The sequence below is a fragment of the Rathayibacter sp. AY1C1 genome (assembly GCF_002932105.1).
In the GTDB taxonomy this organism is placed as follows: Bacteria; Actinomycetota; Actinomycetes; order Actinomycetales; family Microbacteriaceae; genus Rathayibacter.
Window position 1 is genome coordinate 14,718 of record NZ_PSWH01000014.1, and the last position, 15,073, is coordinate 29,790.

Below are 15,073 nucleotides of genomic sequence, written 5' to 3' on the forward strand. Positions count from 1 at the left end.
CGGCCTCCTGTCAAGGGGGTGATGGCCGCAGTTCGTTTGCGCAACGCGCGAGGATCCTCAGCCGCGGGTCCACTCCAGGAGCCGCTCGACCGGCCAGGTGGTCACGATCCGCTCCTCCGGGACGCCGAGCCGCTCCGCCCGCTCCGCCCCGTAGTCGAGCAGGCCCAGCTGACCCGGAGCATGCGCGTCGCTGTCGATCGAGAACAGGCAGCCCTCCTCGAGCGCGAGCGCGATCAGCTCGTCCGGCGGGTCCTCGCGCTCGGGGCGGGCGTTGATCTCGACCGCGGTGGAGTGGTCGGCGCACGCCCGGAACACGGCCCGGGCGTCGAAGGTCGACGGCGGGCGGGTGCCGCCCTCGCCCGACACCAGCCGCCCTGTGACGTGGCCGAGGACGTCGGTCCGCGGATCCGAGGCCGCCGCGACCAGCCGGGCGGTCATCTCGCGGGAGGGCAGCCGCAGCTTCGAGTGGGCGCTCGCGACGACCACGTCGAGGCGGTCCAGCAGCTCGTCCGTCTGGTCGAGCGCGCCGTCCTCGAGGACGTCCACCTCGATCCCGCTGAGCAGGCGCAGGGGCCCGGTGTCGAGGCCCGCGAGATGGGCGAGCTGCTCCTCCAGCCGCTCCGCGCTGAGACCGTGGGCGACACGGAGCCGCGGCGAGTGGTCGGTGAGCGCCAGGTACTCGTGGCCGAGCGCGCGGGCCGCGTCCACCATCGCGAGGACGGGCGTCGCCCCGTCGGACCACTCGCTGTGGCTGTGGAGGTCGCCGCGCAGCCGTCCCCGCATCGCGCTCGCGGGCGGAGGAGCCGAGCCGCGCAGCTCCGCGAGGTAGTCGGGCACCCGGCCCGACCGCGCCTGCTCGATCACCGTGAAGGTCGTGTCGCCGATCCCGGAGGCCCGCCGCACGAGGGCGAGGTCGTCCCGCTCGGCGGACGCCATCCCCTCCAGCACCGCGGCCGCCCGGCGGAACGCCTTCGCCCGGTAGCGGGAGGCCCGCTCCCGCTCGAGCAGTGCTGCGATCTCCTCGAGTGCCGCGATCGGGTCCATGCGCCCGGTCTACCACGGCGCCCGCCGCGGCCTCACCCCCTCGACGGCGGCCTCGGCTCCGGCCCCCGGCCTCATCCCGCCTCGGCCCCGCCCCGGTCCCGGCCCCTCGACGCTGGGAACCGGCCGAGCCCCGTTGCCGAGCGCAGCGATCGAGATATATCGTGACTCTCGTCCACTCGCGATGTATCGCGTTTCAGAAAGGCACTCCGGTGCAGGAGGAGGAGCTCATGTCCCTCGAGAAATGGCTCGTACAGGCCGGCGAGACGAAGGTCATCGACCTCGACGTCGTCCGCTCGGTCAAGGTCGCCCTCGTCGGCGGCCAGATCGACGTCATCGCCCACGACGAGCCGACCGCTCGCGTGGAGGTCCACAGCGTCGACGGCCGCCCGCTCAAGGTCTCGATGGACGGCGACCGCCTCGAGATCGACCACGTCCAGCTCCGCTGGGACACCATCGTCGACGTCGTGAAGGGCCTCGGCCGCCGCGGCGACCGCGCCGACATCAGCCTCCTCGTCCCCCGCGGCGTCGACCTCAAGTTCGACACCGTCTCGGCCGACGGCCTGGTCTCGGGCCTCCACAGCGACGCCCGCGTCTCGACAGTCGGCGGCGACATCGTCGTCGACGGCCTGCACGGCGACATCGAGGTGAACACCGTCCACGGCGAGCTCTCGGTCCGCAGCCACACCGGCCGCGTCACCGCGCGCACCGTCTCCGGCGACGTCACCGCGACCGGCGAGCTCACCCGCTTCACCGTCGACGGCGTCTCGGGCAGCGTGTTCGTCGACGCCGAGGGCACCCCCGACCGGATCCAGGCCAACACCGTCAGCGGCGACCTCACGATCCGCGTCGACGAGGGCCTCGGCGCCCGCTACCGCATCAACACCGTCTCGGGCACGCTCCAGCTCGACGGCTCCGTCGTCAAGGGCACCTTCGGCCGGGGCTTCACCTCGACCACGGGCTCGCTCGACTCGAAGTGGGTCGACGTCGCCGCCAACTCCGTCTCGGGAGACGTGGTCGTCGTCCGCCGGTCCGTCGCCGCGTCCTCCGCCTCGGTGGGCGAGGGCTGGGGCTCTCCCGGCACCGGCCCCGCCGACGATCGCCGCCCGATGGACGGGAGCTCGCTGTGAGCCCCGTCTTCGCGCACGGCCGCCTGCGCCTCTACCTGCTCAACCTCCTCGCCGAGTCGCCGCGCCACGGCTACGAGCTGATCCAGGCGCTCAGCGAGCGCTTCGGCGGCACCTACGCGCCCAGCGCCGGCACGGTCTACCCGCGCCTCGCGAAGCTCGAGGAGGAGGGACTCGTCACGAAGGAGGCCGACGGCCGCAAGACCGTCTACTCCATCACCGACGCCGGCCGCGCCGAGCTCGCGAACCGCGCGACCGACCTGGGCGACATCGAGGAGGAGCTCACCGACTCCGTCCGCCGGCTCGCCGACGAGGTCCGCCTCGGCGTCGCGGAGGCGATGAAGAGCCTCCGCGCCGACCTGGCCAGCGCTGCCCGCGACTCGCGGGAGCCCGGACGCCGACCAGAGCACTCCGCCGAGGAGCCGCGCCCGCAGGACACGTCCGGCACCCCCTCCGAGCAGCCCGCGCCGGAGCAGGCCGCGCCGGCCTCGCCCGACGCGCGCACCGCCTCGCGGATCGCCCTGCGCGACGCCGAGGTGCTGCTCACCGAGTTCCGCGACGAGCTGCGCGCGGAGCTGCGCACCGCCGCCTCCTCGGGATCCGTGACGACCGCGAGCGTCGACGCCCTGCGCGCCGCGCTCGACGAGGCCCGCGCCTCGGTCCGCTCCACCCTGGACTGAGCCCGGACACCGTACCGCCAAGAGGGCGGGGATCCCGCCCGGGGTCCCCGCCCTCCCGGCGCTACTGCCGCCCGACCGCCAGCGCCTCCTCCTCCACGTCGAGGAACGCCAGAGCGCTCACCACCGCCGGCTCCTGGTACCGCCCCTCGGAGCGCGCGCGGAGCACCGCCTCCCGCTCGGCCGCGATCATCACGCGCCGGAGCCGGTTGTAGGCCTGCGGGAGCGGCTCCACGCCCTCGCCCTCCGGAGGGTTCTCCAGGGCGTCGGCGAGGAACGTCGCGTTCCGCCGCAGCCGATCGAGCACGCGGTCCTCCACTCCGTCCTGCGGCTCCGCGTCGAGCCGGGCGAGCCCGGCGGCCTGCGCCTCGGCGAGCAGCATCTGCTTCTCGACGTGTTCCTGCATCTCGTTCGGGGCCGGGAGCTTCAGGGCGCGGACGAGCCGCGGGAGCGCGAGCCCCTCGACGAGCGTCCCCGCCACCACGATGAAGGCGAGGAACTGCAGGAACGCGCGCTGCGGCGTCTCCGCGGGCAGGAGGAACGCGGCGGCGAGGGTGACCACGCCGCGGATGCCCGCGAACGACACCCCGATCGCGGTCGGCCAGGTCCATCCGCGCTGCTGCAGCCGGCGCGGACCGTGCCGGAACAGCAGCGTCGTCATGCACATCCAGGCCACGCGGCTCCCGACCAGCGCCGCGAGCACGGCCGCGCCGATGCCGACCGTCTGCCAGACCCCGATGCCCGAGTCAGCCGTCGCCTCCACCACCGACGACAGGCTCAGCCCGATGAAGAGGAACACCGCGTTCTCGAGCAGGAACTGGATCGTCCGCCAGTTGAGCGACTCCGCGATCCGCGCCTGCGCGGACTGGATGACCGGCGCCCGGTAGCCCAGGTAGAGCCCCGCGACCACGACCGCCAGCACCCCGGAGCCGTGCAGCAGCTGCGCCGGGATGAACGCGACGTAGGGCGTCACCAGCGAGAGGCTCGTGTCCAGGACGGACGACTGCACCTGCTTGCGCACGAACCCGAGCAGCACGGCGATGCCGATCCCGACCCCGCCGCCCACCGCCACGGCCAGCACGAAGTCGAGCGCGATGCGCCCGGGAGTGACCGTGCTGACAATCGCCAGGAGGGAGGCGTTCAGCGCCACCAGCGCGGTCGCGTCGTTGAGGAGGCTCTCGCCCTCGAGCACCGTGAGCATGCGCCGCGGCAGGCGGAGCCGCCCCGCGATCGCCGTGACCGCCACCGCGTCCGTGGGCGCCACGATCGCGCCGAACGCGAGGGCCGCGGCGACCGTGATCGCCGGGACGACCATCCAGGCCACCGCGCCGACCACCGCGACCGTGAAGACGACGAGCCCGACCGACAGCAGGAGGATGCTGTCGCCGCGAGCGCGGACGTCGAGGACGGAGGTGCGGATCGCCGCCGCGTAGAGCAGCGGCGGCAGGATCCCGAACAGCACCACGTCCGGCTCGACCACCACCTCCGGGATCCCGGGGACGAAGGAGGCGAGAGCCCCGACGGCGACGAGCGCCACGGGAGCGGACCAGTTCACCCGCCCCGACAGCCCGGTGACCAGGACGGTCACCACCACGAACGAGACGATCCAGACGATCGCGACGACGGGCTCCTCCATCGCGTCACTCCTCCCGGGCGTCCGCGCGCCACGGCCCCATTGTGGCCGCCCGGAGAGCAGCCCGGACAGCCGCCGGGAGGATGCGGCTAGCGGCCGGCCTCGTGGATGTCGCGCGCCTTGGTGACCTTCGCCGGGTCCACCGGGTTCATGCCGAGGACGATCTTGCCGCGCGAGTGCCGCTTCTCGAGGTCGTCGAAGGCGTCCTGCACCTGGTCGAAGGGGTAGAAGCCCGAGACGAGCACCCGCAGCTTCTGCTCGCCGACGAGGCCGACCAGCTCGCCGAGGATCTCGGTGTCGCGCTGGGCGGTCTCGGCGTCGGGCCAGACGGCGCGCAGCTCGATCTCCTTGCGGTCGTCGCTGGAGTGGAAGCGGCCCGCCGCGATGCCGAGCTCGTCGGCGAGGGCGTCGTTCTCCCCGCCGAAGTTGTCGAGGAACACCGTGACCCCGCCGGGCGCCGCGGCCCGGATGCGGTCGGCGATCCCGTCGCCGTAGACCACCGGCTTCACGCCGATCTGGCGGAGGTAGTCGAAGTTGCGCTCGCCGCAGGTGCCGATCACCGTCGCGCCGCGGAGCTTCGCCAGCTGGATCTCGAGACTGCCGACTCCTCCCGCCGCCGCGGAGACGAGGACGGTGTCGTCGGGTCCCACATGCGTGGCCTCCAGCGCGCGCCACGCGGTCACTCCGGCGAGGAACAGCGCGCCGCCGACCTCCCAGCTCACGGAGGCGGGCTTGGCGACGAGGTTGCGGCGCGGCACCACGACGTGGGTCGCGTGGGAGCCGACGAGCGCGTGGCCGACCACGTCGCTGCGGAGCTTGATGTCGGTGACGCCCTCGCCGAGGGCGACGACGACGCCCGAGAAGTCGGTGCCCTGGCGCATCGGGAAGGCCGCGGAGTGGTCGGAGTCGAACTGGCCCTGCCGGATGAACGCCTCCATGTGGTTCACCCCGGCGGAGAGCACCTCGACCAGCACCTCGCCCGCCCCGGGCTTCGGCCGCTCGACCTCGGCGATCTCGAGGACGTCCGCGTCGCCGAAACGGCTGTACTGGACGACGCGGGCGGCGGTGGGGCTCAGACGGGACATGCGCTCATCATCCGCCCCCGCCGCCCGAAGCCCCTGACCCCCGAACGGGGGCGTGCGACTCAGGAGGGGTCGCTCGGGCAGTACAGCTGGGTGCGCGGACCGGAGCGGTCGATGACGTGCTCGGACATCGGCCGGCCGCAGAGCGGGCACGCCTGCCCCGCGGGCGCCTCCTGCTCGGGCTGGTCGTACGGGCCGAGCGGCGGCGGGCCGATCCAGGGGAACAGCCGCGCGTTGAAGCGCTGGTAGAGGGAGCCGGTCTTCTTCCGCGTCATATCCTTAGTGTACTAACCATCAGGGCACGATGAGAGGATGACGTCGTGGAATCCGACCCGCTCGCCCTCCAGAACCAGGTCTGCTTCTCCCTCGCCGTCGCGGCACGCACCGTCATCGGGCTGTACCGCCCCGTGCTCGAGCCGCTCGGACTCACGCACCCGCAGTACCTCGTGATGCTCGCGCTCTGGGAGCGGAGCCCCCGCTCGCTCGCCGACCTCGGCTCCGCCCTCCGCCTCGAGCCGGCCACGCTCAGCCCGCTCGTGAAGCGCCTGGAGGCGAGCGGCCACGTCACGCGGGCCCGGAGCAGCGACGACGAGCGCCGCCTCGACGTCGCCCTGACCCCCTCCGGAGCGGCCCTCCGCGAGCAGGCCCTGCAGGTTCCTCCTCAGATCGTGGAGCGGCTCGACGTCCCCCTCGAGGAGCTCATCGCGCTCCGCGACAGCCTCACCGGCCTGATCGGAGCCGCGACCCGCGACGGCCGCTGACCCCCCGCTCGGGGCGTCGGCCGCGAGCACGCCGGCCGCCGCTCCCCGCCGCACCGGGAAACTCCCGGTCACAGCGCGGGATCAGCCTCCGCTCGGCCCGCTCCCGGCCGTCTTGACTGCCCCCTCGTACGGAGTAGTGTCATCGCTCGTGACACACGAGGGCCCCCCGTCCGCCGCGGACGGATCATCGGCCGACGCGACCGAGCTGCGCACCGCCAAGCACTTCTTCATCGGCGAGCCGCTCCCCAGCGACAAGCTCGAGGGACAGCTGCTGCAGAAGCGGCTCGCGCTCCCCATCTTCGCCAGCGACCCGCTCTCCTCCGTGGCCTACGCGCCGCAGGAGCTGCTGATGATCCTGCTGCTCGGCGGACTCTCCTTCCTCACCTTCGCCCCCTGGGTGGCCGCGTGCGTGGTCGTCCTCCTCGTCGTGGTGGTGCTGAGCTACCGCCAGCTGATCCGGGCCTACCCGTCCGGCGGCGGCGACTACGAGGTCGCCCGCACCAACCTGGGCGAGACCGCGGGCCTCACGGTCGCCGCCGCCCTCCTCGTGGACTACGTGCTCACCGTGGCCGTGTCGGTCGCCTCCGGAGTCGACAACATCATCTCCGCAGTACCCGAGCTGGCGCCGCTGCGGGTCGAGCTGGCCATCCTCTTCGTGGTGCTGCTGGCGGCCGTGAACCTCCGCGGCGTCTCGGAGTCGAGCCGCGCCTTCGCCGTCCCGACGTACCTCTTCGTCGCGAGCGTCTTCGTCATGGTCGTCGTCGGCCTGGTCCGCACCGCCTTCGGCGACACCCCGGTCGCGGAGTCGGCGGGCTTCACCGTGCAGGGCGAGCAGCTCACGCAGGCGGCCGTCGTGCTCCTGCTGCTGCGCTCCTTCGCGAGCGGCTGCGCGGCGCTCACGGGTGTCGAGGCCATCTCGAACGGCGTGCCCGCGTTCCGCGCCCCGAAGGTCAAGAACGCCCAGCGCACCCTCGTCGCGATGGGCACGATCGCGATCGTGCTCTTCGTCGGCCTGACCGCCCTCGCCCTGCTCTCGAACGTCCACTACGCCGAGAACGCCTGCCACCTGGTGGGCTTCGCCGACTGCGCCTCCACCCCGCAGCGCTCCGTGATCGCGCAGGTCGCCGCCGCCACGTTCGGCAACAACACGATCCTGTTCTTCATCATCCAGGCCGCGACGGCCGCCGTCCTGCTCCTCGCGGCGAACACCGCGTTCAACGGCTTCCCGCTGCTGGGCTCCGTGCTGGCCCGCGACGGCTACGCGCCCAAGTCGCTGAACACCCGCGGCGACCGCCTCATCTACTCCAACGGAGTGATCATCCTGGCGCTCGTCGCCGCGATCATCCTGCTCGTCTACCAGGCCTCGCTCACGAGCCTCGTGCAGCTGTACATCATCGGCGTCTTCGTCTCGTTCACGCTCGGGCAGTCGGGCATGGTCAAGCACTGGGTGCGGATGATCCGCAACGGCGAGGGCTCGCGCACCGTCTACACGAGCCTGGCCATCAACCTGTTCGGCGCGACGCTGACGTTCGCGGTGCTCGTCGTCGTCACGATCACGAAGTTCACCCACGGCGCCTGGCTCGTCTACCTGGTGATGCCGATCCTCGGCGTCCTGATGGCCGGCGTCTACCGCTATTACCGCGACGTCGAGAAGGAGATCGAGGTCGACCCGACCACGACCTTCGGCGCCAACGGCGACCACGCGATCGTGCTGGTGGGCCGGATGAACAAGCCCACGCTGAAGGCGCTCGACTACGCCATCGCGGCGCGGCACGAGACGCTGGAGGCGGTGCATTCCTCCATCGACGACGCGCAGACCGCGCAGCTGAAGGCCGACTGGGCGCAGATGGACATCGAGGTGCCGCTGCGCTGCGTGGCCTCTCCCTATCGCGACATCTCGTACCCGCTGATCAAGTACATCAAGGCCCACCGCCTCGAGCACGGCTCCGAGATCACGACGGTCTACATGCCGCAGTACATCGTCGGGCACTGGTGGGAGGCGTTCCTCCACAACCACAAGTCGCGGCGGATCCGCCAGAAGCTCCTGCTGGTGCACGGAGTGACGGTGGCGCTGGTGCCGTGGCTGCTCGACTCGTCCGAGCTCATCTACGGGCGCCGCTCCCGGCCGATCCCCGGCCAGACGCGCCGCGGCGAGCCGGTGCGCCCGGTGACCCGCCGCCCGATCCCGCCCGCGTCCTCGCTCCCCCAGGGAGCCGCCGGCGAGGGCGCTCCGCGCATCCCGCAGCGCCCGGCCGCGCAGAACCGGCCGCGCTCGAAGCGGCGCTGAGGCGGCGGGAGCTCCCGGCCGGCGGCGGCCCGGAAACGGGTAGAGGGCCCGCGGCGTGTGCCGCGAGCCCCCGATTTCCCCTTAGTGCCTTCCCCCGAAGGCGGCCCGCCCCAACGGGCCGTGTCCGACGCTATCGGTGGGCTATGCACCGGCGCATCCTCCTCGCGACGGATGCCCGTGCTCCCTTCAGACGACAGGCTCGCCCTCCGTCGTCTCAGACGACGGCCCCGCGCACCCCTCGGCCGGTGAGCCACCAGACCGCCGCGACGGCGACCGCGGCCGCCGCACCGCCTCCCACGAGCAGGATCGCCGCCCGCACCACGTGCGCCCGGTAGGCGGCGTCGAGCGGATCGATGCCCGCCCCCGCCAGCACGATCCCGGCGGGAACCACCGCGGCCGCGAGCACCACGGCCGCGGCCGCGATGCGCACCGGCTGCCGGCCGTCGGAGCGGAGCTTCCGGGGACGGCGACCGACGTACCAGACCACCGCGCCGATCCCGAGCCCGAGCAGCCCGAGCACACCGCTCGCGTACTGCGCCCACCGGAAGCCGGGGAAGGGCCCGAGCTCCTTCTGCAGCAGCGGGATCGCCGAGACGAAGAGGCCGCCCCGGTGGGTGAAGCCGTCCCACATCACGTGGCTGGCGGCTCCGATCGCGATGCCGGCGGCCGCGAAGACGAGCACGCGGATCCATGCGGCGGCCCCGCGGGGCGGCGAGCGCCGGGGACGCAGGCGCGAGCGGACCAGCGCGGGCGCGAGGTCGCGCCAGGCCGGAGCGACGACCGCGCTCCACAGCGCGAGGCCGAGCATCCCGAGCAGCAGGTCGACGGTGACGACGCCGAGGAGGGAGTGGGTGGACTCGCGGGCGACGGCGATCGGGAGGTACATGCCGATGTCCGGGACCATCGCGCCGATGGCCACGGCCGCGGCGGGGATCCGGCCGTTCGAGAACGCGAGCGCGACGACGGCGTGGCTCGGCGTGAAGGGCATGACACGCACGCTATCCCGGCGACGCGACCGGCGAGTGTCCGCGTCGCGAAGCGCGCGTCACCGATCGCGGTCCGGCTCCTGCGCTCCGCTCCGGCTCGTCGGCCTCCCGGGGCCGGCGGTCAGCCCGAGGAACGTGATCCCCAGGACCAGGAACACCGGCCAGACCGGATTCCCGAGGACCGCGAAGACCGCTCCCGCCGCGAGGAACAGCGGACCCGTGACCGCGTTCCAGCGCCGGGACGCCTCCTCCGACGACATCCGACCCGAACCCTTCCCGTGCTGTGCGCGCGCCATCCCTCACGCTAGATCGCCTCCGCGGGGCCCGCCTCCCCCGTCCGGCGGAGCCGCGCGCTCGGGGAGCTCCGAGCGCGGCGACCGTAGAATCGTCCGGAAGTCCGGCCCTCCGGGCCCAGCGGCGACGGATCGGAGCGGGTGTGCGGAAGGCGTTCGCGATCCTCCGCCTGGCCCTCGCCGGGCTGGGCGCGGTCGGACTCGTCGGCGACTTCTTCTACACCCTGGGCTTCCGCGCGTTCCAGATCGACAACTTCTTCGCCTACTTCACGACGCAGTCGAACATGGCCGGGGTCGTGGTGCTGGGCCTGTCCGGCCTGGTCGCCCTCGCGCGCGAGCGGGAGCCGCGCTGGCTCAGCACGGTGCGGGCGCTCGTGCTCACCTACATGGTCGTGTCGGGGATCGTCTTCGGGCTGATCGCGGTCGAGGCCAACAACCGCGGCGTGCGGGTCGACGTGCCCTGGTCGAGCGCGCTCCTGCACTTCGTGATCCCGACGCTCGCGATCCTCGACTGGATCCTCGGACCCGGCCGCCGCCCGGTCGCCTGGCGCGGGGCGCTGACCGCGCTCGGCTTCCCGATCGTCTGGGGCGTCATCACCCTGGTCCGCGGGGCCCTCATCGGCTGGTACCCGTACTTCTTCCTCGACCCCGGCCAGGTCGACGGCCCCGTGATGTTCGTGCTCTACGACGTGATCGTGCTGAGCCTGATCTCCGGCATCGCGGCGTTCGTCCTCGCGCTCAGCCGGGTGCGGCCGCTCGGGGCGGCGCACGCGTCGGAGTGGCGGGGGCCGCTGGCGCGGCTCCGCGAGCTCGTCAGCCGGGGACGACGGCGAACGGCTCGAGCGCCGTCTGCGCGAGGGTGACCAGCTCGTCGTCGCTGAGGTCCTGCAGCGAGAGGGCCTGATCCGCTCCGACCAGCCCGACGAGCACCGCCTCGCCGGTCGACGGCTGAAGATTGAGCCACTCGGTGATGCCCGCCTCGGAGCCGACGAGCGACCAGCGCGCGGGGGCGTCGGCCTCCCAGAACGCCTCGTCGAAGCGCAGCCACAGCGTCTCGACGACACCGGAGCCGAGGGCCGCGACGGCCGCGCGCTGCGCGAACGGGAGCGGCGGGTCGAAGGCGATAGCGTCCGTCTGGAGCACCCCGATCGGCACGGTGACCAGCACCCGGTCGGCTGTGAACGACTCGCCGGTGCCCAGGCGGATGCTGACGCCGGTCTCCGTGTAGCCGATGCCGCTCACCACGGCGCGCAGCGAGACCTCGACGTCAGCGAGCAAGGTGTCGACCAGGGGCGCGAGCCCGTCGGTCAGCAGCGCGTCGCCGGAGTCGTCGCTCAGCTCCTCCGCGGTCGTGGCGGCGGAGGCGTCGCCCAGTCCGAACCAGGAGGAGAGCTCCTCGGGAGCGGCGCCGGTGCGCAGTGCGGTCGTCCCGGCGAGGTGCGCCGCCACGCGGGCGGCGTCGCCGTCGCCGGAGCCCGGCTCGGCCTCGGCGGGGTCGGGCGCTCCGGAGCCGGCGAACGACTCGGCGAGCGCCAGGTCCTCCGGCTGCTCCGCTCCCCACTCGAGAGCACGGGTCAGGGCGTCAGCGCCCGTGGTGCCGGTGTCGAGGGCCGCGCCGTCGGCGTCGCTCGAGCGGACGTCGGCGAGGTCGACCGCGGTCGTGACGACGCCCGCGTCCGCGATGCTCTCGCGCAGGGCGGCTCCCGCGCCGGTGAGCGCCCAGGCTCCGGTCTCGACGCCGATCGGCCAGCCGTCCGGAGTCGCGGTGGCGATGCGGCCGCCGGTGCGCTCGCGCGCCTCGACCACGGTGACGTCGAAGCCCGCGTCGGACAGGCGCCGCGCGGCGACCGCTCCGGCGAGACCGGCCCCGACGATCGCGATCCGCTCGCCCTCGTCGGCGACGGCGCTGATCTCGGCGGCCGCGCGGACCCCGGAGCTCCAGGCGCCCTGGAGCGTGCCGGGTGCCTCCGTGTCGGTGGCCTCGCCCGCGAGGAAGACGCGGTCGAGGACCGCGGTGCCCAGGTCGGTGCGGTGCTGCGGTGTCGCGCCGACGGGCAGGTACGAGACGGAGCCGAGCGCGTACGGATCCTCGGCCCAGGCGGAGCGCACGAAGGCGGCCGGCGCGGGGACGGCGGTGGTGCTCGGCGTGGGCACGGGGGCCTTCGTGACCGAGCGGGTCGGCGTCGGACGCGACGGCGTGCAGCCCGCGAGGGCCAGGAGCCCGACTCCCGTGGCGGCTCCCGAGAGGAAGAGGCGGCGTCCGATCGTCATCCCGGACATCCTACGTTCTCGGCGTTCGGCCGGGGCGGCGCGGTGCTGACCCCACCCGGGCACGCGGCCCACTTCGAGGTGCTGGGTGACGGCGGGACGGCGAGCGGATAGCGTCGGGGCAGCGCGGACCGGACCGCGGCGACGGGGGACGCGGCATGGACACGACACGGACGCGGACCGCGACGACGACGGCCGGGGCCCCTCCCCGCAGTCACCTCCACGCGGTGCTGCTCGGCGCGCTGGGCATGATCGTGGTCCCGCTGCTCATCGTCCTCGCGACCACGGCCTGGTCCTCCCCCGGTCCCGAGGAGTACGTCCGCATGGCGCTCGGCTCGGTGGTCGCGGCGTGCGTCTCGGTGATCGGCGCCTGGTGGCTCGCCTTCGAGCGGCGCAGCGCCGGGGCACCCGGTCGCACCTGGTTCTGGGGAATCGCCTGCCTCGTCACGGTCAATGCGGTCTCGACCGTCGGAGCCGCCGCCGACCGCCTCACCGGCCTGATCACGGGCTGAGCGGGTGGACGTCCAGGCGCGGTCACCGCGCTCGCCTCACTCCTCGGCGACCGCCCCGATGGCCCCGAGTCCCGCCTCGAACGAGCGGCAGCAGCATCGGCGCCGGTGATCGCCCCGACGAGACGACCGAGCGGCTCCGGCTGTTCCGTCCCGCCGAGAGCGATCTGGACGAGCTGTGGCGGCTGTACTCCGACGAGCGGATCGCGGCGGGCGACCCCCTCCTCCGACACGGCTCCGTCGAGCAGACCCGGGCGGTGCTCGCCCACCGGACGGCGCAGTGGGAACGGGACGACCTCAGCAGCTGGGTCGTCCGGCTGCGGAGTCCCGAGGGCGGCGCGGACGGTGCGATCGGGATCGGCGGCTGCACCCTCCTCGCCGACACGGCCTGGAACGTCGCGTTCACCGTCCATCCGGACCACTGGGGCAGGGGGTACGCCCAGGAGGTCGCCTCCGCAGGCATCGCGCGGGCGCGGCGGCTCCGACCCGAGCTCCCCGTGACCGCGGTCGTCGCGGAACACAACGAGCGATCGCACCGCACGGTCGCTCGACTCGGTCTCGACCGGAGGTGGGAGGGCCCCGACGCGCACAGCCCCGACCCCGCGGCTCGCATCGTGCTCTTCTCCGACCGCCTCCTCTCCGACGATGAGATCGGCCGCCTCACGAGCTGAAGGCGCCGCGTGGCGCTGATCGCCGCAGGCAGCAGCGGAGCCGAGACGCCTGCGCGAGACCGGGACGTCACGTTCCGGTGCGCCTCCTGGCCCCATCTTTCTTCCCGGCGGGCGGCGCTGCGCACGAGTGGGTTGGTGGGCGGCGCGGCACTCGCGCCGACCCCTCTCGCGATCGCGCTCAGCGGCCGCCCGCGAGTCGGGGCAGGAAGGGCGCGGAGGTACTCGCCGGACCGGGCATCCGAAGCCGGTCGCCGCGAGGGGCATTAGCGTCGTCGGATGGCGAGCATCACGTACCCCGCACCCCTCCGCGTCGGAGGCCGGGTGGAGGTGCCCGCGCCCTCGATGGGAGTCCCCGCGTACCTGCACGACCGGCTGCAGGACGCCGCGCGCCGACTCGGCTCGGCGGGATACGACGTCCGGGTCCGGCCGCACGCCCTCCTCGGCGGACTCGTTCCGGCGTCCGCCGCGGATCGGGCCGCCGACCTGCACGACGCCTTCCGGAGCGGGGACGCGGTCCTTCCTCCATGGGGCGGCGAGCTCGCCGTCGAGCTGCTGGAGAGGCTCGACTGGCACGCCCTCGCGGAGGCCCGGCCCTGGTTCGTCGGCTGGTCGGACGTCTCGACGCTGCTCCTGCCCCTGACGACGACGACCGGGCTCGCGACGATCCACGGCGCCAATCTGATGGACGAGCCGTGGGAGCTGCCGGTCGGGTTCCACCGCTGGACGGAGGTCGCCGGCCTCGAGCCCGGGGCCGCGTTCACGCAGCACGCCGCGCCGCGACGCCGGAGCCGTCCGTGGGGTGCGTGGGCGGACGAGCCGCTCGACCGCGATCGGGCCTACGAGGAGCCGACCCGCTGGCGCTCGCTCGACGGGGCAGCGGACGCGGCGATGTCCGGCCGCTTGATCGGCGGATGCCTCGAGACGGTGTCCCTGCTCGCGGGCACGCCCTACGGCGACATTCCGGGCTTCGCTCGCCGGCACGCGCCGGAGGGCACCGTCGTCTATCTGGAGGCGGCCGGGTCCGACTCCGTCTCGGTGCTCCGGATGCTCACCTCCCTCCGCCTCGCGGGCTGGTTCGAGCAGGCGACCGGCGTCCTGATCGGCCGGACCGCGGGCGCGTCCCTGCCGGAGCTGAGCCAGGAGGACGCGGTGCGGCGCGCTCTCGGCGATCTCGGCGTGCCGGTGATCCTCGACGTCGACACCGGGCACCAGCCGCCGCAGATGCCCCTGGTCAACGGCGCGCTCGCCGAGATCGCGCTGAGCGGGCCGACGGCCTCGATCACGCAGCGGCTCGTGCCCTGACGGCGCGTGCGGAGAGATCCCGTCGAGCAGTGCCGCCGCCTCGAGGCAAGGCCGCCGCCGCCCCGGCCCTCCTCCGCCCGCCGAGCGCAAGGCCGAGCGGCGGGGAGGCGCCGAGTGGTAGACCTGGGGGCATGAGCAACGACATCCGCGCACTCGCCGAGGGCGAGAGCTACCTCGCCTTCTTCCAGGGTGGGCCGTTCGACGGCCAGACCGAGAACCGCGTCAGCACCGAGGGGGGCTACGAGAAGGAGGTCGACGTCTACGCCGCCGTCGACGGCCAGGAGACGCACCTCGTCTACAACGCCGTCTCCGCCAAGGAGGTCGGCGAGGCGGTCCACGTGACCTACTCGATCGACGCTCCCGACTCCGACCCGATCGAGGACCCGGAGGACCGCGGCGGCGGATTCCAGTAGTCCGCACCACTCTTCGGATGCCG

General features: G+C 73.5%; 16 protein-coding genes. 9 read left to right on the plus strand and 7 right to left on the minus strand.

The window, feature by feature from the left end:
- Positions 1-57: 57 nt before the first annotated feature.
- Entirely contained in the window at positions 58-1,044 is a 987-nt protein-coding gene (locus C5C71_RS08500; protein WP_104337529.1) for a PHP domain-containing protein, read from the minus strand.
- A 227-nt stretch (positions 1,045-1,271) separates the two neighbouring features.
- Here C5C71_RS08500 and C5C71_RS08505 point away from each other — a divergent pair, with 227 nt between their 5' ends.
- Both C5C71_RS08505 and C5C71_RS08510 read left to right on the plus strand, forming a co-directional pair.
- On the plus strand, positions 1,272-2,171 hold the full coding sequence (locus C5C71_RS08505) for a hypothetical protein (RefSeq protein ID WP_244230533.1): 900 nt from the start codon (positions 1,272-1,274) through the stop codon (positions 2,169-2,171).
- Positions 2,168-2,848: a PadR family transcriptional regulator gene (locus tag C5C71_RS08510; RefSeq protein WP_104239545.1), complete on the plus strand. Its 681-nt coding sequence runs from the start codon at positions 2,168-2,170 to the stop codon at positions 2,846-2,848. Before C5C71_RS08505 ends, C5C71_RS08510 begins: the two co-directional genes overlap by 4 nt.
- 61 nt (positions 2,849-2,909) lie before the next feature.
- Here C5C71_RS08510 and C5C71_RS08515 read toward each other — a convergent pair whose 3' ends face one another.
- From C5C71_RS08515 to C5C71_RS08525, 3 genes are all read right to left on the minus strand, one after another.
- Positions 2,910-4,481 carry a sodium:proton antiporter gene (locus C5C71_RS08515; RefSeq protein ID WP_104223748.1) on the minus strand — a complete coding sequence of 524 codons (1,572 nt, stop codon included), beginning with the start codon at positions 4,479-4,481 and terminating at the stop codon, positions 2,910-2,912.
- Between the two features lie 86 nt (positions 4,482-4,567).
- Entirely contained in the window at positions 4,568-5,563 is a 996-nt protein-coding gene (locus C5C71_RS08520) for an NADP-dependent oxidoreductase (RefSeq protein ID WP_104238704.1), read from the minus strand.
- Positions 5,564-5,622: 59 nt separating this feature from the next.
- Positions 5,623-5,835, minus strand: coding sequence for a hypothetical protein (locus C5C71_RS08525; RefSeq protein ID WP_104223750.1), 213 nt, complete (start codon positions 5,833-5,835; stop codon positions 5,623-5,625).
- A 45-nt stretch (positions 5,836-5,880) separates the two neighbouring features.
- Between C5C71_RS08525 and C5C71_RS08530 the strand changes: the two genes are divergently transcribed.
- Both C5C71_RS08530 and C5C71_RS08535 read left to right on the plus strand, forming a co-directional pair.
- Entirely contained in the window at positions 5,881-6,321 is a 441-nt protein-coding gene (locus C5C71_RS08530; protein ID WP_104333881.1) for a MarR family winged helix-turn-helix transcriptional regulator, read from the plus strand.
- 148 nt (positions 6,322-6,469) lie between these two features.
- On the plus strand, positions 6,470-8,608 hold the full coding sequence (locus C5C71_RS08535; RefSeq protein ID WP_374954289.1) for an APC family permease: 2,139 nt from the start codon (positions 6,470-6,472) through the stop codon (positions 8,606-8,608).
- Between the two features lie 214 nt (positions 8,609-8,822).
- Here the strand turns inward: C5C71_RS08535 and C5C71_RS08540 are convergent, their stop codons facing one another.
- Together C5C71_RS08540 and C5C71_RS08545 are read right to left on the minus strand one after the other, a co-directional pair.
- A complete protein-coding gene (locus C5C71_RS08540; protein WP_104337530.1) occupies positions 8,823-9,596 on the minus strand; it encodes a DUF4184 family protein in 774 nt (257 codons plus the stop codon).
- Between the two features lie 57 nt (positions 9,597-9,653).
- Positions 9,654-9,854 carry a hypothetical protein gene (locus tag C5C71_RS08545; protein WP_104226824.1) on the minus strand — a complete coding sequence of 67 codons (201 nt, stop codon included), beginning with the start codon at positions 9,852-9,854 and terminating at the stop codon, positions 9,654-9,656.
- A 176-nt stretch (positions 9,855-10,030) separates the two neighbouring features.
- On the opposite strand from C5C71_RS08545, the gene C5C71_RS08550 reads away from it, so the two are divergent.
- Complete coding sequence (locus tag C5C71_RS08550) at positions 10,031-10,750, plus strand: Pr6Pr family membrane protein (RefSeq protein ID WP_104337531.1); 720 nt, start codon at positions 10,031-10,033, stop codon at positions 10,748-10,750.
- On the opposite strand, the gene C5C71_RS08555 is transcribed toward C5C71_RS08550, so the two are convergent.
- On the minus strand, positions 10,701-12,158 hold the full coding sequence (locus C5C71_RS08555) for an NAD(P)/FAD-dependent oxidoreductase (protein WP_181065675.1): 1,458 nt from the start codon (positions 12,156-12,158) through the stop codon (positions 10,701-10,703). The two genes, C5C71_RS08550 and C5C71_RS08555, sit on opposite strands and share 50 nt — an antisense overlap.
- A gap of 155 nt (positions 12,159-12,313) precedes the next feature.
- Between C5C71_RS08555 and C5C71_RS17920 the strand changes: the two genes are divergently transcribed.
- From C5C71_RS17920 to C5C71_RS08570, 4 genes are all read left to right on the plus strand, one after another.
- The gene (locus C5C71_RS17920) at positions 12,314-12,667 is read left to right on the plus strand and encodes a hypothetical protein (RefSeq protein ID WP_258068690.1); all 354 of its coding nucleotides are present in this window, start codon (positions 12,314-12,316) and stop codon (positions 12,665-12,667) included.
- Positions 12,668-12,807: 140 nt separating this feature from the next.
- Positions 12,808-13,335, plus strand: a complete 528-nt coding sequence (locus C5C71_RS08560; protein WP_258068693.1) for a GNAT family N-acetyltransferase — start codon at positions 12,808-12,810, stop codon at positions 13,333-13,335.
- Positions 13,336-13,611: 276 nt separating this feature from the next.
- On the plus strand, positions 13,612-14,637 hold the full coding sequence (locus tag C5C71_RS08565; RefSeq protein ID WP_104319463.1) for a S66 peptidase family protein: 1,026 nt from the start codon (positions 13,612-13,614) through the stop codon (positions 14,635-14,637).
- Positions 14,638-14,768: 131 nt separating this feature from the next.
- The gene (locus tag C5C71_RS08570) at positions 14,769-15,050 is read left to right on the plus strand and encodes an oligoribonuclease (protein ID WP_104319462.1); all 282 of its coding nucleotides are present in this window, start codon (positions 14,769-14,771) and stop codon (positions 15,048-15,050) included.
- Positions 15,051-15,073 lie beyond the last annotated feature (23 nt).